The organism is Promicromonospora alba (genome assembly GCF_042654905.1).
GTDB lineage: Bacteria > Actinomycetota > Actinomycetes > Actinomycetales > Cellulomonadaceae > Promicromonospora > Promicromonospora alba.
The window spans coordinates 152,180-171,560 of sequence record NZ_JBHSFI010000003.1; the positions used below are offsets into that span (position 1 = coordinate 152,180).

Genomic DNA, 19,381 nt, shown 5'->3' on the forward strand with positions numbered 1-19,381 from the left:
AGATCTTCCCACGAGCGGGGCGCTGTCAGCCCGGCCTTTCCACAGGCGCGTGCGCGACCAGCCGGTCGAGCACCTCGAGCTCCCCGCGTTCGTGCCACGCCAGCCGGCGCAGCAGCTTGGTACTGGTCCAGCTCCCGTTCCGGTCGGACGACGACTCCAGGTGCAGCGCCATCTGCGACACGACGCGCCGCACGTGCTCGCCCGACTCCTCGAGCTCGGTCACGAGGTCGCTCGCCCGGTCCCGCGAAGGGAGCCCGAGCATCGGCAGGTAGTAGCGCGACTCGGTGTCCGCGATGTGCAGCGCGAGCTGCCCCACCGTGTGCCACCAGGCGTAGGGCGGGAGCACGCGGTCCGGGTCGCGGTGCGCCAGCACGCTGGGCGGCGCCGCGCGCACCAGCTCCAGGGTCCTGGACCGCGCGTGCTCGAGGATCGCGAGCGTCGCCTCTCGTTCCGCCTCCGACGCCGGTACGCGGTCCCGGGCGAACACCGTCTCGTCCCCGCTCCGCGCACGGTCCACGCGCTCGGCGATCTGGAGCTCCCCGGCTTCGACGGCCATGGTGCCGAGGCCGCACCGGACGCCGAGGTCGGCGAGCGCCGTGGCGTCGTCGGGCCCCTGGCCGCAGGTGCCCCAGTGCTCGAGGTCGAAGGTCCATGCCGCCGACCAGCCCTCCGCCGCCATCCCGGCGCGCTGGTCGACGTAGGCCTTCATATGCGTTCCGCGGCGAGGAAGGGGTTGGTCTCGAGCTCGTGCGCCACGGTGGTGGCGGGCCCGTGCCCGGGCACGACGGCGAGCGCCGGGTCCAGCCCGCGCACCACCTCACGGAGCGTCTCGCTCATCACGTGACCGGAGCCGCCGTGCAGGTCGGTGCGGCCGACGGAGCCCGCGAACAGGACGTCGCCGGTGAGGATCACCGTGTCGTCGGGGCGGTAGAGGGTGGAGCCCTCCGTGTGGCCAGGGGCGTGCTGGGCGTGCAGCGTGACCTGCCCGAAGGTCAGTACCACCGAGCCGCCGGGTGTCGCGAACGGTTCGACGACGGCGGGCGCGCGGTAGTCGTCGCGGTGCATGCCGAGCGCGGCCTCCAGCGCGGGGCTCAGGGTGCCGAACGGGTCGGCGAGCCGGTAGGCGTCGGCCTCGTGCAGGCGCATCGGGACGTCGTACCGCGCGCAGAGCTCGCCCGCGTCCCACGTGTGGTCGGCGTGGCCGTGCGTGGCGAGGACGGCGCGCAGGGTGAGGCCCTCCTCGTCGACCAGGCGCACGACGGCGTCGGCTACTCCCGCGCCGGCGTCGACGACCACGCAGTCGGTGCCGGAGGACACGACGCAGCAGTTGGTGCCGAACACGGGTGCGACCACTACACGGAGCTCCACGAAGCCCACGTTAGCGGCTGGCACCCTCCTTGACAGGCCCTCTTCACCCTTCGGTGAAAAGGTTCAGACAGTACGTCATGGCATCCGATGCCTACACTGTCCCCGCACGGGGTGATTCGCCCCGGATCCGGCAGTGAATCGGTCCAGCGCGGCCAAGCCCCGGGTCGAGGCGAGCACAAGAGAGCACGGAGAAGGGAACGCGGTGGCGTCCAGCAAGCAGCGGCAGCGCGCGCAGCAGGCCAGGCAGGCGGAGAAACGAGCGCAGCGGCAGGCAGCCAAGCGCGCCCAGAGGCAGCGCCTCTGGGGCCTGATCGCAGTGTTCACCGTGCTCGCGCTGGTCGGCGCGTTCGTCGTCGCCGCGCTGATCAACGACAACGCAGCCGAGGACGACGCCGCCTCCGGTGCCTGCACCGCGGGCGTCGAGGAGGCGCGCGACGACTACGAGCTCGCCGACCCGTCGGTCGCCGAGGACCGCACGTGGACGGTCACGCTGAAGGCCTGCTCGGGCGACACACAAGCGGACATCGTCCTCGAGCTCGATGGCAAGAAGGCCCCGCAGGCCGTCGCCAGCTTCGTCACGCTCGCCCAGGGCGGCTACTTCGACGGCACGGGCTGCCACCGGCTCGTCACGGAGGGCATCCACGTGCTCCAGTGCGGCGACCCGACGTTCACCGGATCCGGCAGCCCTGGCTACTCGTTCGGCCCGATCGAGAACGCCCCGGAGAACGACGTCTACCCCGAGGGCACCGTGGCGATGGCGCGCCGTGGCGGCGACGCCGAGTCCATGGGCTCCCAGTTCTTCCTCGTCTACGAGGAATCGACCATCCCTTCCGACGCAGCCGGCGGGTACACGGTCTTCGGCACGATCACATCCGGCTTGGACTTCGTCCAGGCAGTCGCTGACACGGGAGCGGCAGACGGTGTACCTGACGGTGCACCAGCCACCCCGGTCACCATCGAAGGAGTTGAGACCCAGTGAGCGAACCCACTTCCCGCTCGGCAGAGCCCGTCCAGCAGGACGCGCCCGCCGAGCCCGTGGCCGAGACTCCGACCGCAGCCGAATCTCCCGCCGAGGCGGTGAGCGAGGCAGCAGAGGTGACCGAGGCGCCGGCCGAGGTGGAGGTACCCGAGGACGCCGCTGAGGCAGCCCCGGCCGCCCCGGCGGAGGAGCCCGTCGTCGAGGCGGCCCCCGAGGCCGCGACCGAGGCCCCCGCTGAGGAGGCCGCTGCCGAGGAGGCGCCTGCGGAGGAGACCTCTGTCGTGGAGGCTGCGGCACCGGAGGAAGTTCCGGCAGCGGAGGTCGCGACCGAGGACGCTCCCGTCGTCGAAGAGGCTCCCGTCGAAGAAGCTCCTGTCGAAGCGGCTCCCGTCGAGGCAGCTCCCCAGGCCGAAGCCGAGGCCCCCGCCGAGGTGACGCCGACCCCGGCTCCCGCAGCTCAGCCCACCCCCGCGAAGCCGGCGGCGATCCCGTCGCCGGCCGCGCTCGCGAGGCCGCGTCCGCCCAAGCCCGGCGCGCCGTCGGCCGCTGCGGCACAGGCCGCACCGGCCGCCGCCCCCGCGCCCGTGGTGCCGGTCGCCGACGCCGCCGCGCACGCCGAGGCGGAGAAGTTCGGCCGCGTGGACTCCGATGGCAACGTCTACGTCCGCGACTCCGCGGGTGAGCGCATCGTCGGCCAGTTCCCCGGTGTCACCACCGAGGAGGCGCTGGCGCTGTACGTGCGCCGGTACCTCGACCTCGCCGCGAAGGTGGGCCTGTTCGAGGCCCGCCTGGACAGCGCCGACCTGTCGGTGCGCGAGATCGACCAGACACTCCAGAAGCTCGGCGAGGAGACCGCCGAGCCGGCCGCCGTCGGCGACCTGGACGCCCTGCGGGCACGGGTCGAGACGCTGCGCGGCCGTGCCGCCGAGCGTCGGGCCGCACTCGAGGAGGCACGGTCCGCCGCGAAGGCGGAGGCCGTCGCCGCCCGTACCTCGATCGTGGAGTCCGCCGAGAAGATCGCGGCGACCGACCCGAGCAAGATGCAGTGGCGCCCCGCCGGCGAGGAGCTGCGTGTGCTGCTCGACCGCTGGAAGGAAGCGCAGCGCTCCGGGCCGCGTATCGACCGCCCGACGGAGGAGTCGCTCTGGAAGCGGTTCAGCCACGCCCGCACCGCGTTCGACCGCGAGCGCCGGCACTTCTTCGCCGACCTGGAGCAGCGCAACAGCAGCGCCAAGATCGAGAAGGAGAAGCTGGTCTCGGAGGCTGAGGCGCTGGCGACCAGCACGGACTGGGGTTACACCGCGGGCGCGTACCGCGACCTCATGACGCGCTGGAAGGCGGCGGGCCGTGCGTCGCGCAAGGACGACGACGCCCTGTGGGCCCGGTTCCGGGCCGCGCAGGACCGGTTCTTCGAGGCGCGGGACGCCGAGAACGCCGTCATCGACGCGGAGTACGGCGAGAACCTCAAGGTCAAGGAGGAGCTGCTGCTGGAGGCCGAGGCGCTGGTGCCGGTCAAGGACCTGAACAAGGCCAAGGCCAGCCTGCGCAACATCCAGGAGCGGTGGGAGGAGGCCGGCAAGGTTCCTCGCGGTGACATCCAGCGTGTCGAGGGCCGGCTGCGTGCGGTCGAGACCGCGATCCGCGACGCCGACCAGGCGCAGTGGAAGCGGAGCAACCCGGAGACGCGTGCGCGTGCCGAGGGTGCCGCTGCACAGCTCCAGTCCGCCATCGAGGGTCTCGAGGCGGACCTCGCGGCCGCTCAGGCCAAGGGTGACAAGCGCAAGATCTCCGAGCTGGAGGCCGCTGTCGCGGCCCGTCGCTCGTGGCTCGAGCAGGTAGTCAAGGCGGCGGAGGACTCCAAGGGCTGACGCCTCCCGGAGTTGTCCACAACGGGCTCGGTCGCACTGCGCGACCGGGCCCGTTGCGCGTAGGTTCTGCGCATGCACTCCCCGGGCGTCTCCCTCGCCGCGCTCCTCGATCCTCGCCCGGCGCCCGTGCCACTGGTGGTGACGCCCGCGCACGTGGGCGGGCAGGTGGCGTGGTCCGACCTGCGGCGGGCGGGTGCGCTGGTCGAGCTGCGGGACGGCGCGGCGGTGGCCGCGGCCTCTGTGGTCGGCTCGCGGCACCGTGCGCTGGTGCTCGCGGACGACGTCGTCGTGCGCTGTGTGCTTGCCGCCTCGACGGCCGCGTGGGTGCACACGGGCGTGTACGACGGCGTCGCGGCCCCGGCCTGGCCGGCCGGCGCGCCGGTGGAGCTGGCCTACTCCCCCGGCACGCGCTGTCCCGCCCCGCGCCCGGGCCGGGTCGTACGGCGTGCGCCTGGTCTGGCGCGGGACACGGTCCGGATCGCCGGCGTGCCGGTGACGGGGCTCGTGCGGACCGCCCTCGACGTCGCCTGTACGACGCCGACGGCGGTCGCCGTGCCCGCACTGGTGGCCCTCGCCGAGTGTGGGGCGGACCTGCGGCACGCCGGACGGATCCTCGACCGGCGGGTGCGGGTGATCGGCCGTCCGGCGGCGCACCGGGCGCTTTCAGCAGCGCTGAAGCGGCTTGCGGGCTAGGTTCGGGTCATGGCCGCATCCAAGACACCGGCGGTGGAGCTCGACGTCGCGGGCCGTACCGTGCGCGTCACGAGCCCGGACCGCGTCGTCTTTCCCCGTGGAATCACCAAGCTGCAGGTCGTCGAGTACTTCGTCGCCGTGTCCGACGGCATCACCGGCGCTCTCCTGCACCGTCCGACGACACTGGAGCGCTGGCCCAAGGGCTGGCACGAGGGTGCGCGCCTCGCGACGCGGATGCCGAAGCCGGACGACCCGAAGGGCGACGGCTTCTACCAGAAGCGTGTCCCGAAGGGCGCGCCGGACTACGTGGAGACCGCGACGATCGCGTTCCCGTCGGGGCGGACGGCGGACGAGGTGTGCCCCACCGAGCCCGCCGTGGTGGCCTGGGCGGCCAACATGGGCACGCTCACCTTCCACCCCTGGCCGGTGCGGCGCGACGACGTCGAGGCCGTCGACCAGCTGCGGATCGACCTGGACCCGCAGCCGGGCACCGACTTCGACGACGCGGCCGCCGTCGCCCCGCACCTGCGGGAGCTGCTGGGCGAGCTGAACCTGACCGGGTATCCCAAGACGTCCGGCGGTCGCGGGCTGCACGTGTTCGTGCCGCTGGAGCCCCGGTGGACGTTCACGCAGGCGCGGCGGGCGACCATCGCGATCGGGCGGGAGCTGGAGCGCCGGCTCCCGGGCAAGGTCACCACCCGGTGGTGGAAGGAGGAACGGGGCGAGGCCATCTTCGTGGACTACAACCAGATGGCCAGGGACCGCACCATCGCCTCGGCCTACTCGATCCGGGCCAACGGTAAGGCCACCGTGTCGATGCCGCTCGACTGGGACGAGGTCGCCGACGTGCACCCGGACGACTTCGACGTCCTGTCGGCGCCCGCGAGATTCGCCGAGCGGGGCGACCTGTTCGCCGCGCTGCGCGCCGACCGCGACCCGGCGCTGGACTGCTCGCTGGACTCGGCCCTGGAGCTCGCGGCCCGGGACGAGGCCGAGGGCCTCGAGGACCTGCCCTATCCCCCGGAGTACCCGAAGATGCCGGGCGAGCCCAAGCGCGTCCAGCCCAGCCGCGACAAGGACCGCGACAAGAGCCAGGACTGACCCGGCCCCTTCGGCCGGTCCGCGAAGTAGAGCGTCTGTCCGGATCTCCCGGTGTCATCCCTGGAGATCCAGACAGGCGCTCTACTTCGCGGATTGGTCGGGGTCAGTGGTTGCGGAGCGCCTTGATGAGGTCGCCCTTGCGCATCTTGGAGCGGCCCTCGATGCCGATCTCGGCGGCGCGCTTGCGCAGGTCCTCGGCCGTCCAGTCGTCGTACTCGGGCGACTTGCCGCCCTTGCGACCGACGCTCTTGCGGGACGTGTTCGCCGCGGCGTTCGCGATCCGCGCCGACTTCTCCTTGGAGTTGCCGTCGTCGCGGAGCTTCTCGTACAGCTCCTTGTCCTTGACGCTCGGGCCCGGGTCACGCTTCGGCATGGCTGCTCCTCCCGCTCAGGCTGACCGTTCGCCGTCAGCACCGTTCACCTCCACGATGGCCCCGCCCGAAGCGGCTCGCACGCGCGGACCGGCACGCGTGCGGACCCGATGACTTCCGCCCCGCGGCACCGTCGGAAGGTGCATGGGAACCCCGAGCTACTTCGCGAACGGTGCCGTCTACCTGCGCTACGTCCCCCGCTGAGGCAGGCTCGTACCGTGACCACACTCAACCTGCCCGTGCAGCCACCGGTCCGGCCGATGCTCGCCAAGAGTGTCGCGTCGATCCCGGCCCAGGCGGAGACCGACGTCGGTCCCGCTTACGTCTACGAGCCGAAGTGGGACGGCTTCCGCGCCATCGTGTACCGCGACGGCAACGAGGTCCGGATCGACTCACGGAACACCAAGCCGATGGACCGCTACTTCCCGGACGTCGTCGCGGCGGTCCTGGAGGCGCTCCCGGAGCGGTGCGTGGTCGACGGCGAGATCGTCATCGCGCAGCCGTCGGGGGTCTCGACGAGCTCGACCAGCGGTGGGGGCTCGACCAGCGGTGGGGGCACTGCCGGGAGCGCACGGCTCGACTTCGAGCTGCTGTCCCAGCGCATCCACCCGGCGGCGTCGCGCGTGAACATGCTCGCCGAGACGACGCCCGCCGCACTGGTGGTGTTCGACGTCCTCGCGCTGGGCGACGAGTCGCTCGTGGACCGGCCGCTCACCGAACGGCTCGCGGCTCTGGACGGGCTGGGGCTGAAGGGCCCGCTCGTCTTCGCCACGCCGCGCACCCTGGACGCCGCGGTGGCCCAGGACTGGTTCGGCTCGTTCGAGGGTGCGGGGCTCGACGGCGTGGTCGCCAAGCCCGCCGACGGCCCGTACGCCCCGAACAAGCGCGCGATGCTGAAGATCAAGCACACCCGCACCGCCGACGTCGTCCTGGCGGGCTACCGGCTGCACAAGACCTCGACGCCCGAGGCTCCGGTCCTGGGCTCGCTGCTGCTGGGCCTGTGGGACGAGTCCGACGACGGGCCGCGGCTGCAGTTCGTCGGCGTCGCCGCGTCGTTCTCGGCGACCCGGCGCGCGGAGCTGGTCGAGGAGCTGGCGCCGCTGGTCGTGGAGCCCGGCACGCCGGCAGCGGACGAGCATCCCTGGCACGGCTGGACCGATCCGGCGAGCGGCGAGGCCGGCGACCGGCTGCCCGGCGCGCAGTCACGCTGGAGCTCCGGCAAGGACCTCTCGTTCACCCCCCTGCGGGCGGAGCGCGTGCTCGAGGTGGGCTACGACCACATGGAGGGCACGAGGTTCCGGCACACCGCCCAGTTCAAGCGCTGGCGCCCGGACCGCGAGCCGGCGTCGTGCACCTACGAGCAGCTGGAGGAGCCGGTCGGCTTCGACCTGGGCGAGCTGCTGCCGGGGGCACCCGGAACGGCCTGAGCAACGGCATTCCCCCGCCACTCTCAACGTATAGCGCACAGGGGGTCTTGCGGCAAGACCCCCGTCGTGACGCAGAATCGGCGACCCAGGCCAGAGCCTGCGGGAGTCGCGATGCTGACGGGGGAACCGATGATCGATGTGACAGTGGTGGGCGGCGGGCCGACCGGTGTGATGCTGGCGAGCGAGCTGCGGCTGCGCGGCGTGCGCGTGCTCGTGCTGGACAAGGAGGCGGCTCCGACCAAGGTGGTCCGCGGGCTGGGACTGCACGCCCGCACGGTCGAGGTGCTGGACCAGCGAGGGCTCCTGGACCGGTTCCTCCCGCTCGGCAAGCAGTACCCGGTGGGCGGCTTCTTCGCGGGCATCAGCAAGCCGACGCCGGGCGGCCTCGACACCACGTATCCGTACGTGCTCGGCATCCCGCAGCCGACCACGGAGCGCCTGCTGACCGAGCACGCCATCAGCCTCGGCATCGAGATCCGCCGGAGCTGCGAGCTGGTCGGCCTGAGCCAGGACGACGACGGCGTGACCGCCGAGCTGGCGGACGGCACGCGGCTGCGCTCCCGCTACCTCGTCGGGTGCGACGGCGGCCGCAGCACCGTACGCAAGCTCCTCGGCGTCGGCTTCCCCGGTGAGCCCGCCCGACGCGAGACGCTGCTCGGCGAGGTGGAGCTGACCGCCCCGCCCGAGGAGGTGGACGCCGTCGTCACCGAGGTGCGCAAGACCCAGCGGGAGTTCGGCGCCATGCCGCTCGGCGACGGGCTGTTCCGCATCGGGGCACCCGCGGAGGGGGTCGCCGAGGACCGGGCCACGCCGCCGACCCTGGACGAGCTGAAGCAGCAGGTGCGCAAGCTCGCCGGTACCGACTTCGGCGCACACTCACCACGCTGGCTGTCCCGGTTCGGGGACGCCACCCGGCTGGCCGAACGCTACCGGGTCGGCCGGGTGCTGCTAGCGGGCGACGCGGCGCACGTCCACCCGCCGTACGGCGGGCAGGGCCTCAACCTCGGCGTCCAGGACGCCTTCAACCTGGGCTGGAAGCTGGCCGCCGAGGTCAGTGGCTGGGCGCCGGAGGGACTCCTGGACAGCTACCACGCCGAACGCCACGCCGTGGCCGCCGACGTGCTGGACAACACCCGCGCCCAGGGCGAGCTGCTGTCCCTGGAACCCGGAGCCCAGGCCGTGCGCCGGCTGCTGTCCGAGCTGATGGACATCGAGGAGGTGAGCCGACGCCTGGCCGAGAAGGTCATGGCGACGGGGATCCGTTATGACGTCGGCGAGGGGCACGAGCTGCTGGGCCGGCGGCTGCGCGACATCGACCTGACGCAGGGCCGCCTCTACGAGCTGATGCGCGGCGGACAGGGGCTGCTGCTCGACCGGACGGGCGAGCTGTCGGTCGACGGCTGGGCCGACCGCGTCGAGCACGTCGTGGACCCCGGCGCGGAGCTGGACGTGCCCGCCGTCCTGCTGCGACCCGACGGCCACGTGGCGTGGGTCGGCGCTGACCATGCGGAGCTGGTCGACCGGCTCGCCCGCTGGTTCGGGGCGCCCTCACTGGCCTGACGTGTCAGACGTACAGGTCACTCGGGTGACCTGTACGTCTGACACATCGGCTGTGCCTCAGACCGGGAGCTGCGGCCGCTCCACCGGCTTGGTGCCGGTGATGCGGTGCACGTCGAACACGCCCTCGACCTTCCGGACCGCGGCGAGCACCGTGGCGAGGTGCGCGGGCTCCGCCATCTCGAAGATGAACCGGGAGACCGCGAGCCGGTCGTCCGACGTCGAGACGAACGCCGACAGGATGTTCACGTGGTTCTCGGACAGCACCCGGGTGACGTCCGACAGGAGCCGCGACCGGTCGAGCGCCTCGACCTGGATCTGGACCAGGAACATCGTGTTGGCGCCCTGCGTCCACTCGACCTCGACGAGACGCTCCGGCTGCTTGCGCAGGCCGTCCAGGTTCACGCAGTCCGAACGGTGCACGCTCACGCCCTGGCCACGGGTGACGAAGCCGACGATGTCGTCGCCCGGCACCGGCGTGCAGCACTTGGCCAGCTTGACCCACACGTCGGCGGAGTCGGCGCCCTTGAGCATGACGCCCGGGTCGCCCGAGCGCACGCGCCGAGCGGTGAGGCCGCCGGGCCGGGCCGCCTCGGCCATGTCCTCCTCGGCGCCGTCCGCGCCACCGAGCGCCTTGACGAGCTTCTCCACCACGTTGTTCGCGGAGATCAGCCCTTCGCCGACGGCCGCGTACAGGCCGGTGACGTCCTGGTAGTTCATCTCGTCCGCGACCCCGAGCAGGGTCTCGTGCGACATGAGGCGCTGGATCGGCAGGCCCTGCTTGCGCATCGCCTTCGCTATCGAGTCCTTGCCGGTCTCGACGGCCTCCTCGCGGCGCTCCTTGGTGAACCACTGGCGGATCTTGTTCCGCGCCCGCGGCGACTTCACGAACCCGAGCCAGTCCCGGCTCGGCCCCGCCGTCTCCGACTTCGAGGTGAGGACGTCGACGACGTCGCCGTTCTCCAGCGGCGAGTCGAGCGGCACCAGGCGGCCGTTCACGCGGGCGCCCATGGTGCGGTGGCCGACCTCGGTGTGCACGGCGTAGGCGAAGTCGACGGGCGTGGCGCCGCCCGGCAGTGCCATCGCCATGCCCTTGGGCGTGAAGACGTAGACCTCGTCGCCGCCGATCTCGAACCGCAGCGAGTCGAGGAACTCCGCCGGGTCGGCGGTCTCGCGCTGCCAGTCCACGAGCTGGCGCAGCCAGGCCATGTCCTGGTTCTTCGGGTCGTTGGCACCCGCGCCGGCCGGCGTCTTCTCCTTGTACTTCCAGTGCGCCGCGACACCGTACTCGGCGCGGCGGTGCATGTCGTGCGTGCGGATCTGGATCTCCACGGGCTTGCCGCCCGGGCCGATCACCGTCGTGTGCAGCGACTGGTACATGTTGAACTTCGGCATCGCGATGTAGTCCTTGAACCGGCCGGGGACCGGGTTCCATCGCGCGTGCATCGCGCCGAGCGCCGCATAACAGTCGCGCACGGTGTCCACCAGGACGCGCGTGCCGACGAGGTCGTAGATCTCCGCGAAGTCGTGACCGCGCACGATCATCTTCTGGTAGATCGAGTAGTAGTGCTTCGGCCGGCCCGTCACGGTCGCCTTGATCTTGGCGCTGCGCAGGTCCGACTCGATCTGGCCGCGCACCACGCCGAGGTACTCCTCGCGCGCGGGGGCCCGTTCGGCGACGAGGTGGACTATCTCGTCGTACACCTTGGGGTAGAGGGCCTGGAAGGACAGGTCCTCCAGCTCCCACTTGATCGTGTTCATGCCCAGCCGGTGGGCCAGGGGCGCGTAGATCTCGACGGTCTCGCGCGCCTTGCGCTCCGCCGACTTGGACGGCACGTACTTCCAGGTGCGGGCGTTGTGCAGGCGGTCGGCCAGCTTGATGACCAGCACGCGGATGTCCTTGGCCATGGCCACGACCATCTTGCGCACGGTCTCGGCCTGCGCCGCGTCGCCGTACTTCACCTTGTCCAGCTTGGTGACGCCGTCCACGAGCAGAGCGACGTCGTCACCGAAGTCGGAGCGCAGCGAGTCCAGCGAGTAGTCGGTGTCCTCCACCGTGTCGTGCAGCAGCGCGGCGGCGATCGTCGTGCCCTCGAAACCGAGCTCCGCGAGGATCGTGGAGACGGCGACGGGGTGCGTGATGTACGGGTCGCCGCTCTTGCGCATCTGGCCCCGGTGCGCCTTCTCGGCGACCACGTACGCGCGCTCGATCAGCGCGACGTCGGCCTTGGGATGGTTGCTGCGGATCGCCTGCAGCAGCGGCTCGATCGCCGCGGGCGAACCACCACCGCTCACGCTGCGCACACCGAGACGGACCAGCCGGTTCCGCATCCGGTTGCCACCGGGCGGCGTCGGCGGATTCTTCTCGGGCACGGGAGCGCGTGACACCGTGTTCTCAGCCATGTACGCGCCTCCTTCCCCGGGTTGTACCCGGAGTCGCCAGTCTAGCCCTGGACCTCTATTCCCCGTCCGTACGGCTCAGTCACCGAAACGTCGTGCCCACCCGCAGGAGAGTATCGACGTTGTGGCCCTGAAGCCTGTCCCGGCCGTGGAGTGCTTCCAGCTCGAGCAGGAACGCCAGTCCTGCCACCACTCCGCCGCACTGCTCCACCAGCTGTGCGGCCGCCGCCGCGGTACCACCCGTGGCGAGAACGTCGTCGATGATGAGAACACGCGCACCGGGGGTGAGTGTTCCCGAGCGCAGCTCGATGGTCGCCGAGCCGTACTCGAGGTCGTACGAGACGCTCTCCGTGGGCGGCGGAAGCTTGCCGGCCTTCCGCAGGGGTAGGAACCCCAGCCCGAGCGCGTGAGCGACGGGGGTACCGAGCAGGAAGCCGCGCGCCTCCATACCGGCGACGACGTCGACACCGTCGGCCAGCGCCAGCTTGGTGAAGGCCTCCACGACGTCGGCCAGCCCTTCGGCGTCGGCCAGGAGCGGGGTGATGTCCTTGAAGAGGATGCCCGGGGAGGGAAAGTCTGGGACGTCCACGATCAGGTCGCGAACGCGCGTCGCCCTCTCCGGCAGCAGGCCGGAGAGGGCGACGTCGGTCATGTCGTCTGCCACGAAGCGGAGCCTACCGGCGACGCTTGGGCTGAGCGGTATGTCCCTGGTGATGCCCGGGAACGAGCTGCGCGGAACCGGACGCCGCGGCGGCCAGCATGCTCTCGTCGGCACCCTCCGCCACGAGACCCGCACGCAGGTCCATGACCTTCTTGGTGTGCGCGGCGATCTTGGGCTCGCCCTCGCGCAGCGCCACGTCCAGCGGCGTGGCGAGGAAGATGGACGACGTCGCGCCCACCGCGATACCCACGAACAGCGACAGCGAGATGTCCTTCAGCGTGCCGGCCCCCAGGAGGAAGCCACCGACGAAGAGGATGCCCGCGACCGGCAGCAGTGCCACGACCGAGGTGTTGATGGACCGGACCAGCGTCTGGTTCACCGCGAGGTTGGCGCGCTCGGCGTAGGTGCTGCGCGTCTGCTCGGTCAGGGCCACGGAGTTCTCGCGGACCTTGTCGAAGACGACCATCTTGTCGTAGAGCGAGAAGCCCAGGATGGTCAGGAAGCCGATGATCGTCGACGGCGTGACCTCCCAGCCGATCACCGCGTACACGCCGGCCGAGACCAGGACGTCCAGGAGCATCGCGACGATGGCCGCGACCGACATGCGCCACGCCCGGAAGTAGATGGCCATGAAGACCGCCGCGGCGAGGACGAACGCGACGGTGCCCCAGAGGGCCCGCATGCTCACCGACTGACCCCAGGTGGGGCCGATGAAGTTCGCCGTGACCTCCGACGTCTCCACGCCGTAGGCCTCGCCCAGTGCGTTCTGGAGCGCGGTGGTCTGGTCGTTGTCGAGCTGCGACACCTGGACGCGGACGCCGTCCCCACCTACCTGGGTGACGTGCGGCTCATGGCCGGGCACCACCTCGGCGACGGTGTCGATCGCGATGTCCTGGTCCGTGTTGGACGTGCCCGAGACGGTGAACTCGGAACCACCGCGGAAGTCGATACCGAGGTTCAGGCCCTGGAACACGAGCACGAGGATCGACGCGACCGAGAAGAGGCCGACGATCGAGAACCAGACCCGCCGCTTCTGGATGATCGGGTAGGACCGACGCCCCGTGTAGAGGTCGTTGCCCCACTGGGCGAAGCCGCCGCGAGCCATCAGTGCTTCTCCTCGTTCTGAGCCGCTTCGGCGGCAGCCTTGCGCTCGGCGGCACGCCGCTCCGCGATAGTCATCCTGCGGCCGTCCTCGGCGACACGTGGCGCCTTGCTCACGGACTGAGCCGAGACCAGCTCACGCTCACGGTCCGGCGCGTCGGCGACGGGGGCGTCGGAGACGGCGGACTGCGGACCGGAGAACTGACCGGCGCCCCGGTACCGCGGCGCGACGTCCAGGCGGTCGGCCGAGAGGCCCGACGCCTTGTGGCCGTCACGGAAGAACGGCACCTTGGCCAGCAGCTCCATGACCGGGTGGGTGAACCAGATGACCACCATGACGTCGATGATCGTGGTCAGACCGAGCGTGAACGCGAAGCCGCGCACCCCGCCGACCGTCATGAAGTACAGGATCACCGCGGAGAGCAGGTTCACTGCCTTGGCCGCGTAGATGGTGCGGCGCGCACGGAGCCAGCCACGCTGGACGGCGAGCCGCAGCGTGCGCCCGTCACGTAGCTCGTCACGGATACGTTCGAAGTACACGATGAACGAGTCCGCCGTGAAGCCGATGGCCACGATCAGACCGGCGATACCGGGCAGGGAGAGGCGGTAGCCCATCCCCCAGCTCAGGAGCGCGATCACCACGTAGGTCATCGCACCGGCCACGACCAGCGACAGGACGGTCAGCAGACCGAGCGTGCGGTACTGGAACAGCGAGTAGACGACGACCAGCGCCAGACCGATCAGACCGGCGAACAGACCTCGCTGGAGCTGCTCGGAGCCCAGCGTGGCCGAGATCGTGTTCTGCCCCTCGACCTCGAAGGTGAGCGGGAGCGAACCGAAGCTCAGCTGGTTGGCCAGCGTGGCGGCCGTGTCGCGGGTGAACGAGCCGGAGATGCTGGCCTGCCCGTTGGTGATCGGGTCGTTGCTGCTCGGCGCGGAGACGACCAGGCCGTCCAGCACGATGGCGAACTGGTTGCGCGGCGGCTCCAGCGGCGTCAGGCGCGTGGTGGTCTCACGGAACTTCGTGGTGCCGTCGGCGTTGAAGTCGAGGTTGACACCCCAGACGTTCGAGACGGAACCGTTCGCGCCCGGCTGCAGGCCCGAGGTGGCCGAGGTCAGGTCGGTGCCGTCCACCTCGACGGGGCCGAGGATGTACTTGGCCGCACCGGTCTGGTCGCACGTGACGAGCAGCAGGTTCGGGTTGTCACCACCGCCGCCCTGGAGGTTCTTCGGGTCGGTGCAGTCGAGCGCGTCGAACGCGGCCTGGACCGACGGCGTGATCTGCGCCAGGTCGGACGGGTCCGTCGCCGACTCGATCGCCTTCTCCTGCTCGGCGATCTCCTCCTTGGTCGGCTCGGCGGCCGCGGCGTCCTCGGCCGCGGCGTCGTCGCCCGCGGCCGCGTCGGCACCGTCGCCGGACGCGGAGGGGCTCGCCGAGGGCTGCACGGTCGCAACCGGGCTGCCGATCGTCAGGACCGGGCGGAACTTCATCTGCGCCGCCTGCGAGATCAGCGCGACGGTCGCCGGGTCCACCTTGCCGGGGATCTCGACGACGATCTGGTCGGCCCCCTGGCTGGCGATCTCGGCCTCGGTGACGCCGTTGGCGTCGACACGCTGCCGGATGACACCGATGGCCTCTTCCATCGCCTCCGGGGTGATCTCGGATCCGTCGGAGGTGACGGCCTTCAGGATGACCTGGGTGCCGCCCTGCAGGTCGAGGGCCAGGCCAGGGGCCAGGCTCGCTCCATCAGGATTGTCGCCCGACCTTCCGTCGAACTGCCAACCAGCCAAGAGGGCGCCGAAGGGCAGCAGGATCGTCAAGATCGTCAGGAGCACGATCGTGCGAACCGGCCGCGAGCGCCGGGTGTCAGTCGCCAACGTCTGTCTCTTCTCGTGTGCGCACCGGGATACGTCCGGTGCGGGTTCGGCGCCGCCCGGGGTTACCGGACGGCGCGGCCGTCACTTACCGTCTGCTTCGGCGTCCCGCCGCTGCTGCTCCTGGTACTCGCGCTTGGCGGTGTCCAGCTCAGACAGGTCGTCGGGAACGTCCTTCGTGTCGGGGCTGATCGTACTTGCCGTTTCGCCGTCCGTTGTGACTTCGGACTCATCGGACGCGTCATCGGTGTCCGCGTCGTCGGCGAGGGGCTCCTCGATCTTCTTCGAGATCGCGGCGCGGAGCCACGTGGTGGGGCTGCCCGGGAAGGACTCGATGGTCACCTGGTCGGTCTCGTCGTCGACGTCGAGGACGGTGCCGATCATGCCGGAGGCGGTCATGACCTTGGTCCCGACCGTGAGGTTGTTTCGGAACTCCGCGGCCTCGCGCTGCTGCTTGCGAGTGCGGGAGGACATGAAGAACATCACCACGAGGAGGATCGCGACGAGAATGAGCATTTCCACGGTAAGGGTCCCTGTTCGATTGCGGTGTCGGATGAGCAGCGCTCGTATGTCGCGCACGTTCGACGAGGATCCAACCCAGTGTAGTGCCGGGGCCGGATCCTCGGGTGCCCCCGCGGGGGGCGCCACGTGATCAACGTCAGGGCTCGGGCAAAGTTCCCGGGGACGACTGCGCGGGAGGCGTGAGCCCCAGGTGCTCCCAGGCCGCGGAGGTCGCCACGCGGCCGCGCGGGGTACGTCCGATCAGGCCCTCGCGCACGAGATAGGGCTCGGCGACGGTCTCCACCGTCTCCGCCTCCTCGCCCACGGTCATGGCCAGCGTGGACAGGCCCACGGGTCCGCCGCCGAACCTGGTGCACAGCGCCGTGAGCACCGCGCGGTCGAGGCGGTCCAGGCCGATGGGGTCTACCTCGTAGACCTCGAGCGCGGACCGCGCGGCGTGCAGGTCGAGGCGTCCGTCGCCGCGCACCTGCGCCCAGTCGCGCACGCGGCGCAGCAGGCGGTTGGCGATACGAGGGGTGCCACGCGAGCGGCCGGCGATCTCGTGGGCCGCCGCGTGCTCCAGGTGTACGCCGAGCAGCCCGGAGGAACGCAGGATCACGCGCTCCAGCTCCTCGGGCGAGTAGTAGTCCATGTGCCCGGTGAAGCCGAAGCGGTCCCGGAGCGGGGCGGGCAGCAGGCCGGAGCGGGTGGTGGCGCCGACGACGGTGAACCGGGGCAGCGCCAGCGGGATCGCCGAGGCGCCTGCGCCCTTGCCGACGATGACGTCGACCCGGAAGTCCTCCATCGCGACGTACAGGAGCTCCTCCGCGGGCCGGGCCAGGCGGTGGATCTCGTCGATGAACAGCACGTCCCCCTCCTCCAGCGAGGACAGGACGGCGGCGAGGTCGCCGGCGTGCTGGATCGCGGGGCCGCTGGTGAGCCGCATGTGCGCCTCCAGCTCGCCCGCGATGATCATCGCCAGGGTCGTCTTGCCGAGACCGGGCGGGCCGGACAGCAGGACGTGGTCGGGCGGGTTGCCGCGCGCGACCGCTGCCTGCAGCACGAGGGAGAGCTGGTCGCGCACCACCCGCTGGCCGACGAAGTCGTCGAGCCGCTTGGGCCGGAGCGCGGCCTCGGCGGCCCGCTCGATCTCGTCGGCGCTCGGCGCGACGATGCGGCTCCGCTCGCCCGCCGAGCCGCTTCCGGTGTCCGAGTAGTCCATGCCGGTGGTCGAGCCTGCCGGGGCCTCAGCCACGGTGTCCTCCCAGCAGGCGCAGCGCGGCACGGAGCGTGGTCGCGACCTCGTCGGCCGCTATCGCGTCGGTCCCGGCGTCGGCGAGCACCTTCGCCACGGCGTCGTCGGCCTGCTTGGCGGGCCAGCCGAGACCCGCCAGGGCCTCGACCACGCGCTCGGAGTGGTCGCCCGCACTCGCGGCGGGCTCGGTCGCCGCGCCCGCTCCGGCGAGCGCCCCCGACGGCGGCCCGAGCCGGTCCCCCAGCTCGAGGACTATGCGCTGCGCGCCCTTCCTGCCGATGCCCGGGACACGGGTCAGCGCGGCGAGGTCCTCACCCGCGACCGCCCGGCGCAGCGCGTCCGGGGTGTGCACCGCGAGCATCGCGAGCGCCAGGCGTGGCCCGACGCCGGACACCGTCTGCACCACCTCGAACACGTCGCGCTCGTCGGGATCGCCGAACCCGTACAGCGTCATCGAGTCCTCGCGGACCACCATGCTCGTCGAGACGCCAGCCGTCTCGCCGACGCGCAGCGTGGCCAGCGTGGTGGGCGTGGCGTGCACGAGATAGCCGACGCCGCCGACGTCGACCACCGCGCGGTCCAGGCCCACATGGGCCACGGTTCCCGTCAGCGAGGCGATCACGGGGTCCCCCTTCTCGGGTCGTGGATGGGGCCCCGGCGATCCAGCTCGTCGAGACCCACTCGAACAGTCGTGCGACGACCCTAACAAGCCGGACCACCCGGTCCCCCGCACCACGCCGCCGGCGGCAGCTGCACGCACCCGCACCCGGGCGGGGCCGGCAGGGCTAGCGGCGGGGGCGCTGCTTCGCTGCCTGTTCCGCGGCGGCCCAGGCGCGCTGCGCCGGGGTGAGCTCGTGCCGGTCGCCGCCCTGCAGCGCGCCGGCAGGGCGCCACAGGTGGCAGACGGCGAGGGCCAGCGCGTCGGCGGCGTCGGCGGGCCGCGGTGCCTCGTCGAGGTCGAGGATGCGGGTGATCATCGTCGTCACCTGGGCCTTGTCGGCGCGGCCGGAACCGGTCACCGCCGCCTTCACCTCCGACGGCGTGTGCAGGGCGACGGGCACGCCCCGGCGGGCCGCGGCCACCATGGCCAGGCCCGCTGCCTGGGCGGTCCCCATCACCGTGCCGACGTTGTGCTGCGCGAACACCCGCTCGACCGCGACGACGTCGGGCACGTGCTCGTCGAGCCACATGTCCAGGCCCTCGGCGATCTTGAGCAGCCGCAGGTCGGTGGACAGCTCCGGCTCCGAGCGGATCACGCCGACCGCGACCATCCGCGCCCGGCGCCCGGGCAAGGAGTCGACCACACCGATTCCGCACCTGGTCAGGCCCGGGTCGACCCCTAGTACGCGCATGGCGTCAGGTTCTCATGACGCCGGGCGGGGTATCGACAGGCTCGACCAAAGGGTGCGGCCGGACCTACGAAGCGGGCCCGACCAGCGGTGATGTCACTCCTCTTCGTCGAGGGCTGCCATGACCTCGTCGCTCGCGTCGAAGTTCGCGAAGACGCTCTGCACGTCGTCGCTGTCCTCGAGCGCGTCGATGAGGCGCAGGATCTTGCGAGCGCCCTCGACGTCCACCTCGACCTGCATGGACGGGTGGAAGATCACGTCGGCGGAGTCGTACTCGATGCCGGCTTCCTGGATGGCCGTACGCACCGACACCAGGTCGGTGGCCTCGGTGAGTACCTCGATGACCTCGCCCTGGTCCGTCACGTCCTCGGCGCCGGCGTCGAGCGCGGCGAGCATGACCTCGTCCTCGCCCACGCCGTCGCCCTTCGGGACCACGATCAGGCCCTTGCGCGAGAACAGGTATGACACCGAACCCGGGTCGGCCAGGTTGCCGCCGTTGCGGCTGAACGCCAGGCGCACCTCGGAGGCGGCGCGGTTCTTGTTGTCGGTGAGGCATTCCACCAGCACGGCGATGCCGTTGGGGCCGTAGCCCTCGTACATGATCGTCTGGTAGTCGACGGCGTCGGCGCCCTCGCCCGAGCCACGCTTCAGTGCGCGGTCGATGTTGTCGTTCGGAACCGACGACTTCTTCGCCTTCTGCACCGCGTCGAACAGCGTCGGGTTACCGGCGAGGTCGCCGCCACCGGTGCGCGCCGCGACCTCGATGTTCTTGATCAGCTTCGCGAAGAGCTTGCCGCGCTTGGCGTCGATCGCGGCCTTCTTGTGCTTGGTCGTGGCCCACTTTGAGTGACCTGACATGCCTCTACCTGACTCCT

18 protein-coding genes are annotated in these 19,381 nt (G+C 71.3%); 6 read left to right on the forward strand and 12 right to left on the reverse strand.

What is annotated here, in order from left to right:
- Positions 1 to 25: 25 nt before the first annotated feature.
- Positions 26 to 709, reverse strand: coding sequence for a DinB family protein (locus ACFO6V_RS05890; RefSeq protein WP_377133197.1), 684 nt, complete (start codon positions 707 to 709; stop codon positions 26 to 28).
- Complete coding sequence (locus ACFO6V_RS05895; RefSeq protein WP_377133199.1) at positions 706 to 1,368, reverse strand: MBL fold metallo-hydrolase; 663 nt, start codon at positions 1,366 to 1,368, stop codon at positions 706 to 708. The genes ACFO6V_RS05890 and ACFO6V_RS05895 overlap by 4 nt, the downstream gene beginning before the upstream one ends.
- 133 nt (positions 1,369 to 1,501) lie before the next feature.
- Here ACFO6V_RS05895 and ACFO6V_RS05900 point away from each other — a divergent pair, with 133 nt between their 5' ends.
- From ACFO6V_RS05900 to ACFO6V_RS05915, 4 genes are all read left to right on the forward strand, one after another.
- Complete coding sequence (locus ACFO6V_RS05900; RefSeq protein WP_377133201.1) at positions 1,502 to 2,347, forward strand: peptidylprolyl isomerase; 846 nt, start codon at positions 1,502 to 1,504, stop codon at positions 2,345 to 2,347.
- Positions 2,344 to 4,215, forward strand: coding sequence for a DUF349 domain-containing protein (locus ACFO6V_RS05905; protein WP_377133203.1), 1,872 nt, complete (start codon positions 2,344 to 2,346; stop codon positions 4,213 to 4,215). Before ACFO6V_RS05900 ends, ACFO6V_RS05905 begins: the two co-directional genes overlap by 4 nt.
- A 72-nt stretch (positions 4,216 to 4,287) precedes the next feature.
- Positions 4,288 to 4,908, forward strand: coding sequence for a hypothetical protein (locus ACFO6V_RS05910; protein ID WP_377133205.1), 621 nt, complete (start codon positions 4,288 to 4,290; stop codon positions 4,906 to 4,908).
- Positions 4,909 to 4,917: 9 nt separating this feature from the next.
- Positions 4,918 to 6,009, forward strand: coding sequence for a DNA polymerase domain-containing protein (locus ACFO6V_RS05915; protein ID WP_377133207.1), 1,092 nt, complete (start codon positions 4,918 to 4,920; stop codon positions 6,007 to 6,009).
- A 103-nt stretch (positions 6,010 to 6,112) separates the two neighbouring features.
- Here ACFO6V_RS05915 and ACFO6V_RS05920 read toward each other — a convergent pair whose 3' ends face one another.
- The gene (locus ACFO6V_RS05920; protein ID WP_377133209.1) at positions 6,113 to 6,382 is read right to left on the reverse strand and encodes a DUF7218 family protein; all 270 of its coding nucleotides are present in this window, start codon (positions 6,380 to 6,382) and stop codon (positions 6,113 to 6,115) included.
- Between the two features lie 216 nt (positions 6,383 to 6,598).
- Between ACFO6V_RS05920 and ACFO6V_RS05925 the strand changes: the two genes are divergently transcribed.
- Together ACFO6V_RS05925 and rox are read left to right on the forward strand one after the other, a co-directional pair.
- Positions 6,599 to 7,807, forward strand: a complete 1,209-nt coding sequence (locus ACFO6V_RS05925) for an ATP-dependent DNA ligase (protein WP_377133211.1) — start codon at positions 6,599 to 6,601, stop codon at positions 7,805 to 7,807.
- A gap of 129 nt (positions 7,808 to 7,936) precedes the next feature.
- Complete coding sequence (rox, locus tag ACFO6V_RS05930; RefSeq protein WP_377133213.1) at positions 7,937 to 9,367, forward strand: rifampin monooxygenase; 1,431 nt, start codon at positions 7,937 to 7,939, stop codon at positions 9,365 to 9,367.
- Between the two features lie 57 nt (positions 9,368 to 9,424).
- Here rox and ACFO6V_RS05935 read toward each other — a convergent pair whose 3' ends face one another.
- The 9 genes from ACFO6V_RS05935 to ACFO6V_RS05975 all read right to left on the reverse strand — a co-directional run bounded on the left by ACFO6V_RS05935 (position 9,425) and on the right by ACFO6V_RS05975 (position 19,364).
- Positions 9,425 to 11,767 carry a RelA/SpoT family protein gene (locus tag ACFO6V_RS05935; protein ID WP_377133215.1) on the reverse strand — a complete coding sequence of 781 codons (2,343 nt, stop codon included), beginning with the start codon at positions 11,765 to 11,767 and terminating at the stop codon, positions 9,425 to 9,427.
- Positions 11,768 to 11,846: 79 nt separating this feature from the next.
- On the reverse strand, positions 11,847 to 12,416 hold the full coding sequence (locus tag ACFO6V_RS05940; RefSeq protein WP_377135167.1) for an adenine phosphoribosyltransferase: 570 nt from the start codon (positions 12,414 to 12,416) through the stop codon (positions 11,847 to 11,849).
- Positions 12,417 to 12,438: 22 nt separating this feature from the next.
- A complete protein-coding gene (secF, locus tag ACFO6V_RS05945) occupies positions 12,439 to 13,530 on the reverse strand; it encodes a protein translocase subunit SecF (RefSeq protein ID WP_377133217.1) in 1,092 nt (363 codons plus the stop codon).
- Positions 13,530 to 15,404, reverse strand: a complete 1,875-nt coding sequence (gene secD / locus ACFO6V_RS05950; RefSeq protein WP_377133219.1) for a protein translocase subunit SecD — start codon at positions 15,402 to 15,404, stop codon at positions 13,530 to 13,532. Before secD ends, secF begins: the two co-directional genes overlap by 1 nt.
- An 81-nt stretch (positions 15,405 to 15,485) precedes the next feature.
- The gene (gene yajC, locus ACFO6V_RS05955; protein ID WP_377135170.1) at positions 15,486 to 15,917 is read right to left on the reverse strand and encodes a preprotein translocase subunit YajC; all 432 of its coding nucleotides are present in this window, start codon (positions 15,915 to 15,917) and stop codon (positions 15,486 to 15,488) included.
- 142 nt (positions 15,918 to 16,059) lie between these two features.
- On the reverse strand, positions 16,060 to 17,124 hold the full coding sequence (ruvB, locus tag ACFO6V_RS05960; RefSeq protein WP_377135172.1) for a Holliday junction branch migration DNA helicase RuvB: 1,065 nt from the start codon (positions 17,122 to 17,124) through the stop codon (positions 16,060 to 16,062).
- A gap of 25 nt (positions 17,125 to 17,149) precedes the next feature.
- A complete protein-coding gene (gene ruvA, locus ACFO6V_RS05965) occupies positions 17,150 to 17,779 on the reverse strand; it encodes a Holliday junction branch migration protein RuvA (RefSeq protein ID WP_377133221.1) in 630 nt (209 codons plus the stop codon).
- A 163-nt stretch (positions 17,780 to 17,942) separates the two neighbouring features.
- Positions 17,943 to 18,509, reverse strand: coding sequence for a crossover junction endodeoxyribonuclease RuvC (gene ruvC / locus ACFO6V_RS05970; RefSeq protein ID WP_377133223.1), 567 nt, complete (start codon positions 18,507 to 18,509; stop codon positions 17,943 to 17,945).
- 93 nt (positions 18,510 to 18,602) lie between these two features.
- Positions 18,603 to 19,364: a YebC/PmpR family DNA-binding transcriptional regulator gene (locus tag ACFO6V_RS05975; RefSeq protein WP_377133225.1), complete on the reverse strand. Its 762-nt coding sequence runs from the start codon at positions 19,362 to 19,364 to the stop codon at positions 18,603 to 18,605.
- Positions 19,365 to 19,381: the final 17 nt, after the last annotated feature.

Bases quoted from the DNA above. Each gene is read 5' to 3' on its own strand.
- ACFO6V_RS05890 (WP_377133197.1), bottom strand. From the start codon at position 709: ATGAAGGCCTACGTCGACCAGCGCGCCGGGATGGCGGCGGAGGGCTGG.
- ACFO6V_RS05910 (WP_377133205.1), top strand. From the start codon at position 4,288: ATGCACTCCCCGGGCGTCTCCCTCGCCGCGCTCCTCGATCCTCGCCCG.
- ACFO6V_RS05915 (WP_377133207.1), top strand. From the start codon at position 4,918: ATGGCCGCATCCAAGACACCGGCGGTGGAGCTCGACGTCGCGGGCCGT.
- ACFO6V_RS05920 (WP_377133209.1), bottom strand. From the start codon at position 6,382: ATGCCGAAGCGTGACCCGGGCCCGAGCGTCAAGGACAAGGAGCTGTAC.
- rox (WP_377133213.1), top strand. From the start codon at position 7,937: ATGATCGATGTGACAGTGGTGGGCGGCGGGCCGACCGGTGTGATGCTG.
- ACFO6V_RS05935 (WP_377133215.1), bottom strand. From the start codon at position 11,767: ATGGCTGAGAACACGGTGTCACGCGCTCCCGTGCCCGAGAAGAATCCG.
- ACFO6V_RS05940 (WP_377135167.1), bottom strand. From the start codon at position 12,416: ATGACCGACGTCGCCCTCTCCGGCCTGCTGCCGGAGAGGGCGACGCGC.
- secF (WP_377133217.1), bottom strand. From the start codon at position 13,530: ATGGCTCGCGGCGGCTTCGCCCAGTGGGGCAACGACCTCTACACGGGG.
- yajC (WP_377135170.1), bottom strand. From the start codon at position 15,917: ATGCTCATTCTCGTCGCGATCCTCCTCGTGGTGATGTTCTTCATGTCC.
- ruvB (WP_377135172.1), bottom strand. From the start codon at position 17,124: ATGGACTACTCGGACACCGGAAGCGGCTCGGCGGGCGAGCGGAGCCGC.
- ruvC (WP_377133223.1), bottom strand. From the start codon at position 18,509: ATGCGCGTACTAGGGGTCGACCCGGGCCTGACCAGGTGCGGAATCGGT.
- ACFO6V_RS05975 (WP_377133225.1), bottom strand. From the start codon at position 19,364: ATGTCAGGTCACTCAAAGTGGGCCACGACCAAGCACAAGAAGGCCGCG.